General features: G+C 63.2%; 10 protein-coding genes and 3 pseudogenes. 7 read left to right on the forward strand and 6 right to left on the reverse strand.

Going from position 1 to position 14,445, the window contains the following annotated elements; translation table 11 throughout:
* The first annotated feature begins 127 nt into the window (after nucleotides 1-127).
* Nucleotides 128-1,063 carry a LysR family transcriptional regulator gene (locus tag K9857_RS25305; RefSeq protein WP_224540473.1) on the forward strand — a complete coding sequence of 312 codons (936 nt, stop codon included), beginning with the start codon at nucleotides 128-130 and terminating at the stop codon, nucleotides 1,061-1,063.
* A gap of 301 nt (nucleotides 1,064-1,364) precedes the next feature.
* Here the strand turns inward: K9857_RS25305 and K9857_RS30645 are convergent, their stop codons facing one another.
* The 3 genes and pseudogenes from K9857_RS30645 to K9857_RS25315 form a co-directional block, all read right to left on the reverse strand.
* Nucleotides 1,365-2,186, reverse strand: coding sequence for a methyl-accepting chemotaxis protein (locus K9857_RS30645; protein WP_411961611.1), 822 nt, complete (start codon nucleotides 2,184-2,186; stop codon nucleotides 1,365-1,367).
* An 84-nt stretch (nucleotides 2,187-2,270) separates the two neighbouring features.
* Nucleotides 2,271-3,128: pseudogene (locus K9857_RS30650) on the reverse strand (cache domain-containing protein); the annotation flags it as partial.
* 146 nt (nucleotides 3,129-3,274) lie between these two features.
* Complete coding sequence (locus K9857_RS25315; protein WP_224540477.1) at nucleotides 3,275-4,591, reverse strand: Na+/H+ antiporter family protein; 1,317 nt, start codon at nucleotides 4,589-4,591, stop codon at nucleotides 3,275-3,277.
* 655 nt (nucleotides 4,592-5,246) lie between these two features.
* Between K9857_RS25315 and K9857_RS30655 the strand changes: the two are divergent.
* From K9857_RS30655 to K9857_RS25325, 3 genes and pseudogenes are all read left to right on the forward strand, one after another.
* Nucleotides 5,247-6,317, forward strand: a pseudogene (locus K9857_RS30655) (HAMP domain-containing protein); the annotation flags it as partial.
* Nucleotides 6,318-6,659: 342 nt separating this feature from the next.
* Nucleotides 6,660-7,175, forward strand: a pseudogene (locus K9857_RS30660) (methyl-accepting chemotaxis protein); the annotation flags it as partial.
* A gap of 297 nt (nucleotides 7,176-7,472) precedes the next feature.
* Nucleotides 7,473-9,149 (forward strand): MFS transporter, encoded by a 1,677-nt coding sequence (locus tag K9857_RS25325; RefSeq protein ID WP_224540481.1) that lies wholly within the window; start codon nucleotides 7,473-7,475, stop codon nucleotides 9,147-9,149.
* Between the two features lie 163 nt (nucleotides 9,150-9,312).
* On the opposite strand, the gene K9857_RS25330 is transcribed toward K9857_RS25325, so the two are convergent.
* The 3 genes from K9857_RS25330 to K9857_RS25340 are packed head-to-tail and all read right to left on the reverse strand — an operon-like array spanning nucleotide 9,313 to nucleotide 11,621.
* Nucleotides 9,313-10,629 carry a sensor histidine kinase gene (locus K9857_RS25330; RefSeq protein ID WP_224540483.1) on the reverse strand — a complete coding sequence of 439 codons (1,317 nt, stop codon included), beginning with the start codon at nucleotides 10,627-10,629 and terminating at the stop codon, nucleotides 9,313-9,315.
* Nucleotides 10,626-11,294 (reverse strand): response regulator transcription factor, encoded by a 669-nt coding sequence (locus K9857_RS25335; protein WP_175377673.1) that lies wholly within the window; start codon nucleotides 11,292-11,294, stop codon nucleotides 10,626-10,628. The genes K9857_RS25330 and K9857_RS25335 overlap by 4 nt, the downstream gene beginning before the upstream one ends.
* A 3-nt stretch (nucleotides 11,295-11,297) precedes the next feature.
* Nucleotides 11,298-11,621: a PepSY domain-containing protein gene (locus K9857_RS25340; protein ID WP_224540485.1), complete on the reverse strand. Its 324-nt coding sequence runs from the start codon at nucleotides 11,619-11,621 to the stop codon at nucleotides 11,298-11,300.
* Between the two features lie 269 nt (nucleotides 11,622-11,890).
* Between K9857_RS25340 and K9857_RS25345 the strand changes: the two genes are divergently transcribed.
* From K9857_RS25345 to K9857_RS25355, 3 genes are all read left to right on the forward strand, one after another.
* Complete coding sequence (locus K9857_RS25345; protein ID WP_224540487.1) at nucleotides 11,891-12,970, forward strand: patatin-like phospholipase family protein; 1,080 nt, start codon at nucleotides 11,891-11,893, stop codon at nucleotides 12,968-12,970.
* A gap of 87 nt (nucleotides 12,971-13,057) precedes the next feature.
* Entirely contained in the window at nucleotides 13,058-13,414 is a 357-nt protein-coding gene (queD, locus tag K9857_RS25350) for a 6-carboxytetrahydropterin synthase QueD (protein WP_175377670.1), read from the forward strand.
* A 149-nt stretch (nucleotides 13,415-13,563) separates the two neighbouring features.
* On the forward strand, nucleotides 13,564-14,394 hold the full coding sequence (locus tag K9857_RS25355; RefSeq protein ID WP_224540489.1) for an alpha/beta fold hydrolase: 831 nt from the start codon (nucleotides 13,564-13,566) through the stop codon (nucleotides 14,392-14,394).
* Nucleotides 14,395-14,445: the final 51 nt, after the last annotated feature.

Here is a 14,445-nt window from a genome sequence, read left to right on the forward strand (position 1 = left end):
GTCATGGAGTCCATCGCGAGCGTGCTCGCTCCTACAGGGGGCGGTGCAATTATCCGGTGACGGTGCTTTGCAATAAATGGGAGTACTCTGACAACACTTTTGCGCAATCCGCACAACAGGACCACTCATGCACGGCCTCAACGATCTGGGTTTCAAGGCACTGCGCCTGTTCGTATCGGTGCTCGACCACGGCAGCTTCTCCGAAGTCGCCCGCCGCGAAGGGCTGGCGCCCTCTTCGATCTCGCGGCAAATCCAGCTCATGGAACAAGCCCTGAACCAACAACTGCTTTACCGCCATACCCGCGCCGTCACACCTACCGAAGCCGGGCGCATGCTCGGGCACCACGCCAGATTGGTGCTGGTGCAACTGGAGGAAGCCGAACAGGCATTACAGGAACAACAAAGCGAACCCAGCGGACTGGTGCGGATCAATGCGCCGGTGGTGTTCGGCCAACGGCACCTGACGCCTTGGCTGGGAGCGTTGTGCGCGCGTTACCCGAAGTTGCAACTGGATATCCAGCAGACCGACAGTTACATCGACCCGCTGCAGGAAGGTGCCGACCTGCTGTTCCGCATCGGCCCTTTACACGACTCCAGCATGCAGGCGCGGATCCTCGCGCCCCATCGCTTTCAGGTCGCGGCGAGCCCCGCCTACCTTGAGCGGCGCGGCACGCCGCATCATCCCGACGATCTCGCAGCCCATAATTGCCTGGCCTACAAGGGCGTGGCCGGTTTGCAACGCTGGTTCTTTCGCCAGGGTCAGCAGCCGTGGACGCCATATTCAGTCAAGGGCCCGATCACCGGCAACCACGCCGACACCCTTACCCAGGCCGCCGAACAGGGCCTGGGGCTGGTGATGTTTCCGTCATGGCTGATCGGCGAATCGGTGCGCCACGGCACGCTGGTACCGGTGCTGGGGGATTATCAGGTGTCCAACAGCTTCGAACCGCAGCAGATCAGCGTGCTCTGGCCGGGCAGCCGGCGGCTGTCGGTGAAGGTCCGCACGGTGATTGATTTCTTTGTCGAGTGCTTTGGGGAAGTGCCGTATTGGGATAGGCCCTGACACACACCATACCCTGTGGGAGCGGGCTTGCTCGCGAAGGCGGTGTGTCAGTTAATGGATACTCAAGCTGACACACCGTATTCGCGGGCAAGCCCGCTCCCACAAGGTCGGTGGGTGTACGCAAAATTTTCGACAACTGAAAATCACTGTGGGAGTACGCGAAATTTTCGACAACTGAAAATCACTGTGGGAGCGGGCTTGCCCGCGATGGAGGTCGGGACACCGTGGGCCGTCAGGATGCCAGCGTTATCGTTGACGACCATCGCGAGCGTGCTCGCTCCTACAGGGATTGCGTTGCGCCTTAGATGCGGAACTGGCCCACCAGCCCGCCCAGGCGCTGGCCCAGGTCGGCCAGGCTGCGGGAGGTTTGGGCGCCTTGTTGGGTTTCGTCGGCGACGTTGTCCACGGCGACGGCGATCTGGTGCACGCTGCGGTTGATCTCTTCGGCCACGGCGGTCTGTTCTTCGGCGGCGCTGGCGATCTGGGCGTTCATCGAGTTGATGGTGGCGATCAGCTGCGCCATGGTGTCCAACGAAGCGCCGGCTTCGTTTGCCTGGGCCGAGGTGCCGTCGCCGGCTTCGCTGGAGCGGCGCATGGCTTCGACCGCCGACTGGGTGCCGGCCTGCAGGCGGTCGATCATGCCCTGGATCTCCTGGGTGCTGATCTGTGTGCGGCTGGCCAGCGCCCGCACTTCATCGGCCACCACCGCGAATCCGCGACCGGCTTCACCAGCGCGAGCCGCTTCGATCGCGGCGTTGAGCGCCAGCAGGTTGGTCTGCTCGGCAATCGAACGGATGACTCCGAGCACGCTGACAATCGACGACACATCCTTTTGCAGGCTGTCGAGGGACACGCCGCTGCTGCGAATGTCATCCACCAGCGCATGAATCTTCACGATGCTGCCAGCCACCACACGTTTGGCGGCCTGACCTTCTTCATCGGTCTGCTGCGCCGCAACCGCAGCGTTCTGTGCACTCTTGGCCACTTCCTGGGCGGCGGCGGACATTTCGTTGATCGCCGTCGCCACCTGATCGGTCTCGTGACGCTGACGTTCCATGGCCTGGTCCGAACGCTGGGCCTGGTCGGACACCTGATGCACCAGCGCGGTCAGTTGGCTGGTCATTTCGGTGATCTGGCGGACAAGTCCGTGGATCTTGTCGACAAAACGGTTGAAGGAGCCGGCCAGCTCGCCCAGCTCGTCGTGGCTGGTGATGCTCAGGCGACGGGTCAGGTCGCCCTCGCCCGCCGCGATGTCGTCGAGGTTGGCTTTCATCTGGTTCAGCGGACGCAGAATGGTGTTGGCCAGCAGCATCCCGGCCGCGGCGATCAGCAACAGCACCACCACCGCCACGCCGACGATGCTCAGCACCACGCCCTGCATGCGCTCCTGCACCTTGGCTTCGACCACGGCGACTTGCGCCTCGATGCCGTCGAGGTTGACCGAGGTACCGACCGCCATGTCCCACTTGGCCAGGTATTCGGTGTAACCGAGCTTGGGCACCAGCACCTGGCTGTTGCCCGGCAGCGGCGAGCTGTATTGCAGGTAGTGGGTGCCGTCCTTGGCGACTTTCACCAGGTCGCGATTGACGTAGACGCCGTTGGGGTCGCGGTTGTCCTTGAAGCTCTGGCCCACGCCTTCGGGGCTGTTGGCCTTGAACAGGCGCACGGTGTTGGAGTCGTAACCGAAGAAGTAGCCTTCCTTGCCGTAGGCGATGTTCGACAGCAGCTTGATGGCCTGGGCCCGCGCGGCGTCATCACCGGGGGTGGCGGCGTCGTACAGGGGTTTGATGGTGGTCATGGCCACGGCGACGTAACTTTGCAGGGTGGCCTTGGCGTCGGTGAGCAGGCGCTCGCGGGTTTCTTCGACTTCGTGACGGGCCTGGCCTTGCAGGATGAACAGCGTGGTCAGGCTGATGACCAGCGCAAAGAGCAGCACCGGGAGGACGGCAAGGGACAGGACTTTGGCCTTCAGGCTCATACGCATGGCGTTCACTCTTTTGGTTTTATTGGCGTGGGTAAAGGCTTTAACGGCACGCGAAACCAAAAGTTGAATAAGGCCTGACATTGGGAAAACTGTGGGAGCGGGCTTGCCCGCGATGGCGGTGCGTCAGGCGGCATAAGTGTTGACTGGCACACCGTCATCGCTGGCAAGCCAGCTCCCACAGGTTCTGTGGTGTGCACAAAACCTGTGGGCAACCCGAATCAGCCGGATTACAGGACCATCGCCGCCAACCACCCGAACGCCAGCAACGGCAAGTTGTAATGCAGAAACGTCGGCACCACGGTGTCCCAGATATGGTGATGCTGACCATCGATGTTCAGGCCGGAGGTCGGGCCCAGGGTCGAGTCCGAGGCTGGCGAGCCGGCGTCGCCCAGGGCGCCGGCGGTGCCGACGATGCACACGATGGCGATCGGGCTGAAGCCCAGTTGCACGCACAGCGGCACGAAAATCACCGCGAGGATCGGCACCGTGGAAAACGACGAGCCGATGCCCATGGTCACCAGCAGCCCCACCAGCAACATCAGCAGCGCGCCGATCGCCTTGCTGTGGCCGATCCACGACGCCGAGGCTTCCACCAGCGTCTGCACCTCGCCGGTGGCCTTGATCACTTCACCGAAACCGGAAGCGGCGATCATGATGAAGCCGATCATCGCCATCATCTTCATGCCTTCGGTGAACAGGTCGTCGGTGTCGCGCCATTTGACGATGCCCGACAAGGAGAAGATCAGGAAGCCGGCCAGCGCGCCGATGATCATCGAGTCCAGCAGCAGTTGCACGATGAATGCCGCCGCGATGGCCAGCAGCGCCACCATCAGGCTCAACGGGTTGTATTGCACCGCCACCTGTTCGACCTGCTCGATCTTCGCCAGGTCGTACACGCGCTTTTTGCGGTAGCTGATGAACGCCACCCCAAGCCCGACTAGCATGCCCAGCGCCGGAATGCCCATGGCGTGGGTAACGTTGATGCCGGCGATGTCCACGCCGCTGCGGGCCACGTTGGCCAGCAGGATTTCATTGAGGAAGATGTTGCCGAAGCCAACCGGCAGGAACATGTAGGGGGTGATCAGGCCGAAGGTGATGACGCAGGCGATCAGCCGACGGTCCAGCTGGAGTTTGGTCAGCACATATAAAAGCGGCGGCACCAGCAACGGAATAAAGGCGATATGTATCGGCAGAATGTTCTGCGAGGCGATGGCCACCACCCACAGCAGGCCGATCAGCAGCCATTTGACCTGACCGCCGCCGGTGGCGTGCTGGCGGTCGACCAGCGCCAGCGCCTTGTCGGCCAGGGCGTGGGCCAGGCCGGACTTGGCGATGGCCACGGCGAACGCGCCGAGCAAGGCATAGGACAACGCCACCGTCGCCCCGCCGCCAAGCCCGCTGTTGAAGGCCTTGAGCGTCGCCTCGATGCCCAGCCCTCCGGTCAACCCGCCGACCAGCGCGCCGACGATCAACGCGATGACCACGTGCACGCGCGACAGGCTGAGAACCAGCATGATGCCGACCGCGGCAATCACTGCATTCATTTCATTACCTCAAGACAAACGAAAAGACTCCGTCCGGCAGTCTGCGATGAGCCGCCAGCGGATTTGGAGATGGGTTTTATTAGAGGGCGCGCACTTTGCCGTATGGTCGCGCCCGTGTCAAAGCGCAGGGTGCGTGCGGATGTAACGACATGTGATCCCCCTGTGGCGACGCGGACTCCTGTGGCGAGGGGGCTTGCCCCCGTTCGGCTGCGCAGCAGTCGCAAAACCTGTGGATGCGGTTTGCCTGGAAGAATGCAGGGGGCCGCTTCGCGACCCAACGGGGGCAAGCCCCCTCGCCACAGGCAAGCCCCTCACCACAGTAGATATTCTTCGCCAATGAAAACGTATTCCAACGCCCGATAGACGGAATAAAGAAAGCCAAAATCCTGCCGCTAACCTGCAAAGTCTCAGATATTTATCGAATAAGGACGTCTCCATGTCGCTCAGACAACTTTCCATCCAATGGAAAATCACCCTGCTGGCCGGGCTTTGCCTGGCGGGGGTCGTGACCTTGCTGGTCGGGCTTTCGCTTTATCGCATGGAGCACAGCTCCCAGCTGGTGAAAGCCTCGAGCATGGAGATGCTGAACGAAGCAGCGCAGGCGCGGATCGAGTCCCAGGGCGAGAACCAGGCGCTGAACATTCGCCAGCAGTTCATGGATGCCTATCAGTACGGCCACGGCTTTTCGCGGCAGGTGCTGTTCCTGCGCGATCAGGCCGAGAAGCGCTTTCTCGATGCCTTCGACTTGCGTGAGGACCTGACGCGCCAGGTCAAATCCGCGCTGCAAGCCAACCCGGACCTGCTCGGCCTGTCCCTGGTGTTCGAGCCCAACGCACTGGACGGCAAGGACGAACTGTTCGCCGATCAGGGCGAGATCGGCAGCAATGAAAAGGGCCGTTTCGCCCTGTACTGGTCGCAACCGACCCCGGGCAAGCTGACGTCCATGCCGCTGCCGGAAAAGGACATCGCCGACACCAGCACCGGCCCCGGCGGCGAGGCGGCCAACGCCTGGTTCACCTGCCCGCGCGCGACCCTCAAACCCTGCGTGATCGAGCCGTACTTCTATGTGATCGACGGCCAGAACGTGCTGATGACCAGCATCGTTTTCCCGCTGATGCTCAACGGCAAGGTCATCGCGTCGCTGTCGGTGGACATCAACCTCAACAGCCTGCAGGCCCTCAGCCAGAGCGCGAGCAAGAAGCTCTACGACGGCCAGACCAGCGTCAGCATCGTCAGCCCCGCCGGCCTGCTCGCCGGCTACAGTCCGGACGTCGGCAAACTCAGCCAGCGTCTGGAAGCAGTGGATCCGCGCAACGGCGGCGAACTGATGCGCATGCTCGCCAGCATCAGCCAGACCACCAGCCTGCACAGCGAGGAAAAGCTCAAGGTGCTGGCGCCGTTCCAGCCGATTCCGGGTGGCAAGACCTGGGGCGTGTTGCTCGATGTGCCGGAGAAAGTCCTGGTCGGCCCCGCCGAAGCGCTGAAAAAACAGCTGGATGACAGCAACACCGCCGGGACCCTGACCGAACTCGGCCTGGGCGTGCTGGCCGCGTTGATCGGCCTGCTGCTGGTGTGGTTGATGGCCCGCAGCGTGACCAAGCCGATCCTCGGCGTGGCGCACATGCTCGAAGACATCGCCAGCGGCGAAGGCGACCTGACCCGGCGCCTGGCCTACGACAAGAAGGACGAATTGGGCCAACTGGCCGGCTGGTTCAACCGATTCCTCGACAAGTTGCAGCCGATCATCGCCGAGGTGAAGCGTTCGGTGCAGGACGCCCGTGGCACCGCCGATCAGTCCTCGGCCATCGCCACCCAGACCAGCGCCGGCATGGAGCAGCAGTACCGTCAGGTGGATCAGGTGGCGACCGCGTCCCACGAAATGAGCGCCACCGCTCAGGATGTGGCCCGAAGCGCGGCGCAAGCGGCCCAGGCTGCGCGGGATGCCGATCAGGCGACCCGTCAGGGCCTGACCGTGATCGACCGCACCACCGCGAGCATCGATCATCTGGCCGCCGACATGAGCGCGGCGATGGCTCAGGTCGAAGGCCTGGCCGCCAACAGCGAGAAGATCGGTTCGGTGCTGGAAGTGATCCGCGCCATTGCCGAGCAGACCAACCTGCTGGCGCTCAACGCAGCGATCGAAGCGGCCCGTGCCGGTGAGGCCGGGCGCGGTTTTGCGGTGGTGGCCGATGAAGTGCGCAACCTGGCCCAGCGCACTCAGCAGTCGGTGGAGGAAACCCGTCTGGTGATCGAGCAGTTGCAGAATGGCACTCAGGAAGTGGTGGGCTCGATGGGCAACAGCCATCGTCAGGCCCAGGGCAGTGTCGAGCAGGTCAGCCAGGCGGTAACCGCGCTGCGGCAGATCGGCGAGGCGGTGACGGTGATCAGCGACATGAACCTGCAGATCGCCAGCGCCGCCGAGGAACAGAGCGCGGTGGCCGAGGAGATCAACAACAATGTGGCGACCATTCGCGACGTGACCGAATCGCTGTCGGGCCAGGCCAATGAAACCGCACGGGTGAGCCAGACCCTCAATTGCCTGGCCAACCATCAGCAGAGCCTGATGGATCAGTTCCGCGTCTGATCACAGCCCCCTGTAGGAGCGAGCACGCTCGCGATGGTCGTCAACGATAACGCTGGGTGCCTGACACCCAGCGGTGTCTGGGCCTCCATCGCGAGCATGCTCGCTCCTACAGGTCCCCATCCAGTCAGCGGAATGATGGCGAGTGGATATCTGCGCAATCACGATTATGCTTCTAGGGACCTTGCAGCAATGCGAGGCCGTCAGTTCGTGTCCACGTTTCGCGCAGTCCCCAGGGCCAGGGTGCGGCAACAATTGAGAGGTGCTCCGGCCGAAAACAAGAAAGAACGGAGAAATCTCATGGCGACAATCAGCGGCACCACCATGGGCAGTGAGCCCAAGCACGGGGTCACCCGGGAGGAGCGAAAGGTCATTTTCGCGTCATCTTTGGGCACTGTGTTCGAATGGTACGACTTCTATCTGTACGGCTCTCTGGCTGCGATCATCGCCAAGCATTTCTTTGCCGGCGTCAATGAAACCACCGCCTTCATCTTCGCCCTGCTCGCCTTTGCCGCAGGCTTTGCCGTGCGGCCGTTCGGCGCCATCGTGTTCGGCCGCCTGGGCGACATGATCGGGCGCAAGCACACCTTCCTCATCACCATCGTGATCATGGGCGTGTCGACGGCAATCGTGGGTTTCCTGCCCGGGTACGCGACCATTGGCGTCGCGGCGCCGATCATCCTGATCACCCTGCGTCTGCTGCAAGGTCTGGCGCTGGGCGGTGAGTATGGCGGTGCGGCGACCTACGTGGCCGAACACGCGCCGAAGGGTAAACGCGGTTATTTCACCTCGTGGATTCAGACCACCGCGACCCTCGGCCTGTTCATGTCGCTACTGGTGATTCTCGCCTGTCGTACCATTCTGGGCACCGAGGCCTTCGAAGCGTGGGGCTGGCGGATTCCGTTCCTGCTGTCGATCCTGCTGCTGGCGATCTCGGTCTACATTCGTCTGCAACTGAACGAGTCGCCGGTGTTCATGAAAATGAAGGCCGAAGGCAAGGCGTCGAAGGCGCCGCTGACCGAATCCTTCGCCCGCTGGGAAAACCTGAAAATCGTCATCATGGCGCTGCTCGGCGGCACCGCGGGCCAGGCGGTGGTCTGGTACACCGGGCAGTTCTACGCGCTGTTCTTCCTGTTGCAGACCCTGAAGATCGACGCCCAGACCGCCAACCTGCTGATCGCTGGCTCGCTGATAATCGGCACGCCGTTTTTCGTGATCTTCGGCAGCCTGTCCGACCGCATAGGCCGCAAGGGCATCATCATGGCCGGCTGCATTCTGGCGGCGCTCACCTACTTCCCGATCTTCCATGCGCTGACCCAGTACGGGAACCCCGACGTGTTCATCGCTCAGGAGAAGAACCCGGTCACGGTGATTGCCGATCCCGACCAGTGTTCGTTCCAGTTCGACCCGGTGGGCAAGGCCAAATTCACCAGCTCCTGCGATCTGGCCAAGACCCTGTTGGCCAAGCGGGCCATCCCTTATGAGAACGTGAAGGCCGAGCCCGGGACTGTGGCGCAGGTGCGGATCGGCGATCGGGTGGTCGAGAGCTTCGAGGGCACCGGCATGCCGGCCGCCGACTTCAAGACCCGCAACGATGCCTTCACCGCCTCCCTGGCCAGCGGCCTGAAAGAAGCCGGCTACCCCGAGAAGGCAGACCCGGCCAAGACCAACTACCCGATGGTGCTGTTGCTGCTGACGATCCTGGTGATCTACGTGACCATGGTCTACGGCCCGATCGCCGCCTGGCTGGTGGAACTGTTCCCGGCGCGCATCCGCTACACCTCGATGTCCCTGCCCTACCACATCGGCAACGGCTGGTTCGGCGGCTTCCTGCCGACCGTGGCCTTCGCCATGGTCGCGGCCACCGGGGATATCTACTACGGGCTGTGGTACCCGATCGTGATTGCGGTGATGACGGCGGTGCTGGGGATTTTCTTCATGCCGGAGACCAAGGATAGGGATATCAATCACACCTGAGGCCAAAAGGCTGCCCGCTCTCTACGGGATCACTCAATTCCTGTGGGAGCGGGCTTGCCCGCGATGGCGGCGGCAAATTCAACATCGCAGCGACTGTCAGATCGCAATCGCGGGCAAGCCCGCTCCCACAGGTTGTGTGGTTACAGGGTCTTTGCGGTTTGCTTTAAATGCGCTTCGGCAGTTCGATCACCACCTTCAACCCACCCCACTCACTCTCCCGCAAACTCAACACCCCGCCCCAGCTATCGACGATATCCCGCACGATCCCCAAGCCCAGCCCATGCCCGTCGGTCTGCTCATCCAAGCGTGTACCGCGACTGAGCACCTGATCTCGCCGATCCTCGGGAATCCCCGGTCCGTCGTCTTCCACGCTCAACTCAAACCCCTGCTCGGCCTCGACCACACTCAATCGCACTTCGGCATCCGCCCACTTGCAGGCGTTGTCCAGCAGGTTGCCGAGCAACTCCAGCAGGTCCTCGCGATCCCAAGGCAATTGCAGGCCCGGCGGGCAGCGGTAGCTCAGGTCCAGGTGGTCGCCGTGGATCATGTTCAGGGTCGCCAGCAGACCCGGCAGTTCGGCATCGCAGTCGAACAGCGCCCCCGGCAGCGCATCGCCGGACAAGCGCGCGCGGTTGAGTTCGCGGTTGAGGCGCTGCTGGACCTGCTCAAGCTGGGTCTTGAGGATCTTGCGCAGTTGCGGATGCCCGTCGAGCTGCTCGCTGGAAGCCAGGCTCAACAGCACCGCCAACGGGGTTTTCAAAGCGTGGCCGAGGTTGCCCAAAGCATTGCGCGAGCGCTTGAGGCTGTCTTCGGTGTGGGCCAGCAAATGGTTGATCTGCGCCACCAGCGGCTCCAGCTCCACCGGCACCTGATCATCGAGTTGCGAGCGCTGCCCCTGCTGCAACTGGGCGATCTGTTCCCGGGCCTTTTCCAGCGGGCGCAAGGCGCGGCGCACGGTGAACCGTTGCAACAGCAGGATCAGCAGCAGACCCGCCAGCCCCAGCCCGATACCGACCTGACGCATGCGCCGGAAGCTCTCGCTGACGGGGGTGTAGTCCTGGGCGACGCTGATGGAAATCGACTGGCCCAGGCGCCGGTAATCGGAGCGCAGCACCAGCAACTGCTGGCCTTCCGGGCCCAGTTGCAGGTTGCTGTGCAGCCCCGGTCGCTCCAGTCGCGGCAACTCCTGGTCCCACAGCGAGCGGGAGCGCCAGTGGCTGTCGGCGAAATCGATGCGGAAGTAATGACCGGAAAACGGTCGCTGATAGGCCGGCGACAGCAGGCGCTCATCCAGTTGCAGACCCTCGGGACCGCGCACCAGCGCCACCAGCAGGTTCTCGCTGTCGTTGCGCAGTCCGGATTCGAGGTAGCGTTGCAGGCCCATTTCGAACAGCCACAGGCTGGTCTGCGCCAGGATCAGGCCGACCACCACCATCACGCTGATCAGGCCCAGGCTCAAGCGGCGCTGGATCGACCTCACCGGGCTTGCCCGCCGAACAGGTAACCCTGGCCGCGTCGGGTCTCGATCACGCTGCGCCCCAGTTTGCGTCGCAGGTGATTGACGTGGACTTCCAGCACGTTGGAATCGCGCTCGGTCTCACCGTCGTAGAGGTGTTCAGCGAGGTGGGTCTTGGACAGGATCTGCTCGGGGTGGAGCATGAAATAGCGCAACAGGCGAAATTCGGCGGCGGTCAGCTGGATCTCTGCGCCGTCGCGGATCACGCACTGGCGGCCTTCATCCAGATGCAGGCCGGCCGCCTGGAGCGTGGGCTGGTTGACCTGGCCGTGGGCTCGACGCAGCAGGCCCTGGATGCGCAGATGCAATTCTTCGGGGTGAAACGGTTTGGCCAGGTAATCGTCGGCGCCGGCCTTGAGGCCTTCGATGCGCTCGGCCCAGGAGTCGCGGGCGGTGAGGATCAGCACCGGGGTCGTCAGCCCGCCCGCGCGCCACTGGGCCAGCACTTCGAGCCCCGGCAGGCCGGGCAGGCCCAGGTCGAGAATGATCAGGTCGTAGGGCTCGCTGCTGCCCTGATACACCGCGTCGCGACCGTCAGCCAGCCAGTCCACGGCGTAGCCTTGGCGATTGAGGCCCGCCAGCAATTCGTCGGCCAGGGGCACATGGTCTTCCACCAGGAGCAAACGCATCGGTCAATCTTCCTTGTCTTTGAGCAGCCGGCCGGTGGCGGCTTCGACATCGATCTCGCGGACCACGCCTTCGGTGGTCAGCAGTTCGACTTCATAAATGTAGACGTGGTGTTTCTCTTCGAGCTCGACTTCCAGCAGCTTGGCCCCCGGATAACGCTCCAGTGCCTGATCCAGCACCTGCTCAAGCGGCAGGATCACGCCTTGCTGGCGCAGGCGCAGGGCCTCGTCCTGATCCAGATCACGGGCCATCGCCACCGAGCAAACCGCCAGAAGCACAAGCGCCAGCCGAGTGCTGGCGCGTCGATGAGAAACAGAAAGCAGCGTCATTACGAAACCTGATGATCCTTGAGAACCTGGCCGGGGACGGCGTCTAATGAGGTGTTGCTTGCAAAGCAGCTTAGCAATGAGAACTTAATTGAAACTGAATTGCCATCACTCATCGAGACACCACCATCCCCTGTAGGAGCGAGGCTTGCCCGCGAAGGCGGTGTGTCTGCCGACGTATTTTTCGACTGACACACCGTCTTCGCGGGCAAGCCTCGCTCCTACAATTAGAACGCGTCTACAATTGCGCGCTGCCAAATACAGATATTGATATGACCGCCATCCACATCAAATTCCCCTCCATGACCCTCAAGGCCGGCCCCCGTGCCTTTGCGCGCATTCGGGACAACGGCCTCAACGCCGCCGATGTCGGCACCCTGCCCGGTGCCGCCGGTGGGCCGAAGGCGCTGGGGATTCAGGGGCTGGACCTGGCGTTGTTCGGCGACTGGCTGCCGGCGGCGCCGCGGGAGCGCTCGCTGATCGGCGCCTCGGTGGGTTCCTGGCGCTTCGCCAGCGCGTGCCTGCCGGATGCCGCCGAGGGCATTCGCCGGCTCGGGCACTTGTACACCGAGCAGAACTTCAACAAGGGCGTGACCATGGCACAGATCAGCCAGAGCTCGCGGCGCATGCTCGATGACCTGCTCGATGGCCGCGACGCCGCCCTGCTCGGCAACGCCCATTACCGCCTGAACATCATGGTGGTCAAAAGCCACGGCCTGCTCGCCGACGATCATCGCGGCCGTCTGGGGCTGGGCCTGTCGTCGGTGATCGCCGACAACCTGCGCGGTCGTGCGCGGCTGTCGCGGCACTTCGAGCGGCTGATCATCCACGATCCGCGCCTGGCGCCGCCGGTCGATACGCTCAATGACTTCCCGTCGCGCTTCGTCGCCCTCGATACTGGCAACCTGCGCCAGGCCCTGCTGGCCTCCGGCTCGATCCCCATGGTGATGGAAGGCGTGCGCGACCTGCCGGGTGCCGGCGCCGGCACCTTCCGCGACGGCGGCCTGCTGGACTATCACCTCGACCTGCCCTACAGCGGCGACGACATCGTGCTCTACCCGCACTTCACCGACCGTGTGATCCCGGGCTGGTTCGACAAGACCCTGCCATGGCGCCGCGCGTGCCCCGCGCGTTTGCAGAATGTGTTGCTGCTGGCGCCGTCGAAGGAATACCTGGCGCGCCTGCCCTACGGCAAACTGCCGGACCGCAACGACTTCAAACGCTTCATGGGCGACGCCCCGAGCCGGCAGAAATACTGGCGCGCGGCGATGGATGAAAGCCGCCGGATGGGGGATGAGTTTCTGGAACTGGCCGCCAACGGTCGCTTGGGTGAGCGCTTGCTGACCCTTTAGTCAGGACAAGCTGTTAAACTCGCCGCCAGTCCCCATTGCCCCGGCGTCGCCCCGTCGATCGCCACCTCAACAGAGCTGAAAACACCTGTGGAAATCTTCAAGGAATTTACGTTCGAATCCGCCCACCGCCTGCCCCACGTCCCGGATGGCCACAAGTGCGGACGCCTGCACGGTCACTCGTTCAAGGTGGCGATTCACCTCAGCGGCGAGATCGATGCGCACACCGGCTGGATCCGCGACTTCTCCGAGATCAAGGCGATCTTCAAGCCGCTGTACGAGCGTCTGGACCACAATTACCTGAACGACATTCCCGGTCTTGAAAACCCGACCAGCGAAGTGCTGGCCAAATTCATCTGGGCCGAACTCAAGCCCCTGCTGCCGGAACTGAGCGCGATCCGTATTCACGAGACTTGCACCAGCGGCTGCATCTATCGCGGCGAGTAATTTCCTCCGCTCTTGCTCCCTGTAGGAGCGAGCATGCTCGCGATGGTCGTCAACGATAACGTTGACAGCCTGACTCCCCGCGGTGTCTGTGCCTCCATCGCGAGCATGCTCGCTCCTACAGGGTTTCATCGCAGCGAGGACCGCGTTTCATGACTGATTGGCCCCTGCCCCAGACCTACCGCTTCAACGGTCACTCCGTGCGCTACGCCGTGCGCGGCGACGGCCCGCCTTTGGTGTTTGTGCACGGCACGCCCTTCTCCTCTTATGTCTGGCACCGCATCGCGCCGCATTTCATCACCACCCACCGGGTGCATTACTTCGACCTGCTGGGCTACGGCCAATCGGAAAAGGTCGATGGTGACGTGTCTCTGGGCGTGCAGAACGAATTGCTCGCGCAGTTGCTGCAACACTGGGGCCTGGATTGCCCCGACGTGGTGGCCCACGACTTCGGCGGCGCTACCGTCCTGCGCGCGCATCTGCTCAATGCTCGCAATTACCGCACCCTCACCCTGATCGACCCGGTCGCGCTGACGCCCTGGGGCTCGCCGTTCGTGCAGCATGTGCGTCAGCACGAAGCGGCGTTCAGCGGCCTGCCCGACTACATCCAGCGCGCCATCGTGCCGACCTACATTCGCGGCGCGATCCACCGGCAAATCCCCGACGACGAGCTCGACCCCTACGTGCAACCCTGGCTGGGGGATCCGGGGCAAGCGGCGTTCTATCGACAGATCGCGCAGATGGACGAGCGCTATACCCGCGAGGTCGAAGCGCTGTACCTCACCCTTCGCTGCCCGGTGCAGATCCTCTGGGGCGAAGACGACCAGTGGATCCCCATCGAACGCGGCCGCGCGCTGCACAAGATGATTCCCGGCTCGCAGTTCCATGCCATCCCCAATGCCGGGCATCTGGTCCAGGAAGATGCGCCAGAAGCCGTAGTCGCCGCGTTGCTGCGATTCCTGCCCTCAACCAATACCCCCTGAAGAAACCCGATCCCCTGTGGGAGCGGGCTTGCTCGCGAAGACGGTGTGTCA

This window comes from Pseudomonas sp. REP124 (assembly GCF_020164475.1).
Lineage (GTDB): Bacteria > Pseudomonadota > Gammaproteobacteria > Pseudomonadales > Pseudomonadaceae > Aquipseudomonas.

Coding starts and splice junctions, on each gene's coding strand:
- K9857_RS25305 (WP_224540473.1), top strand. CDS start 128: ATGCACGGCCTCAACGATCTGGGTTTCAAGGCACTGCGCCTGTTCGTA.
- K9857_RS30645 (WP_411961611.1), bottom strand. CDS start 2,186: ATGACCAGCCAACTGACCGCGCTGGTGCATCAGGTGTCCGACCAGGCC.
- K9857_RS25315 (WP_224540477.1), bottom strand. CDS start 4,591: ATGAATGCAGTGATTGCCGCGGTCGGCATCATGCTGGTTCTCAGCCTG.
- K9857_RS25325 (WP_224540481.1), top strand. CDS start 7,473: ATGGCGACAATCAGCGGCACCACCATGGGCAGTGAGCCCAAGCACGGG.
- K9857_RS25335 (WP_175377673.1), bottom strand. CDS start 11,294: ATGCGTTTGCTCCTGGTGGAAGACCATGTGCCCCTGGCCGACGAATTG.
- K9857_RS25340 (WP_224540485.1), bottom strand. CDS start 11,621: ATGACGCTGCTTTCTGTTTCTCATCGACGCGCCAGCACTCGGCTGGCG.
- K9857_RS25345 (WP_224540487.1), top strand. CDS start 11,891: ATGACCGCCATCCACATCAAATTCCCCTCCATGACCCTCAAGGCCGGC.
- K9857_RS25355 (WP_224540489.1), top strand. CDS start 13,564: ATGACTGATTGGCCCCTGCCCCAGACCTACCGCTTCAACGGTCACTCC.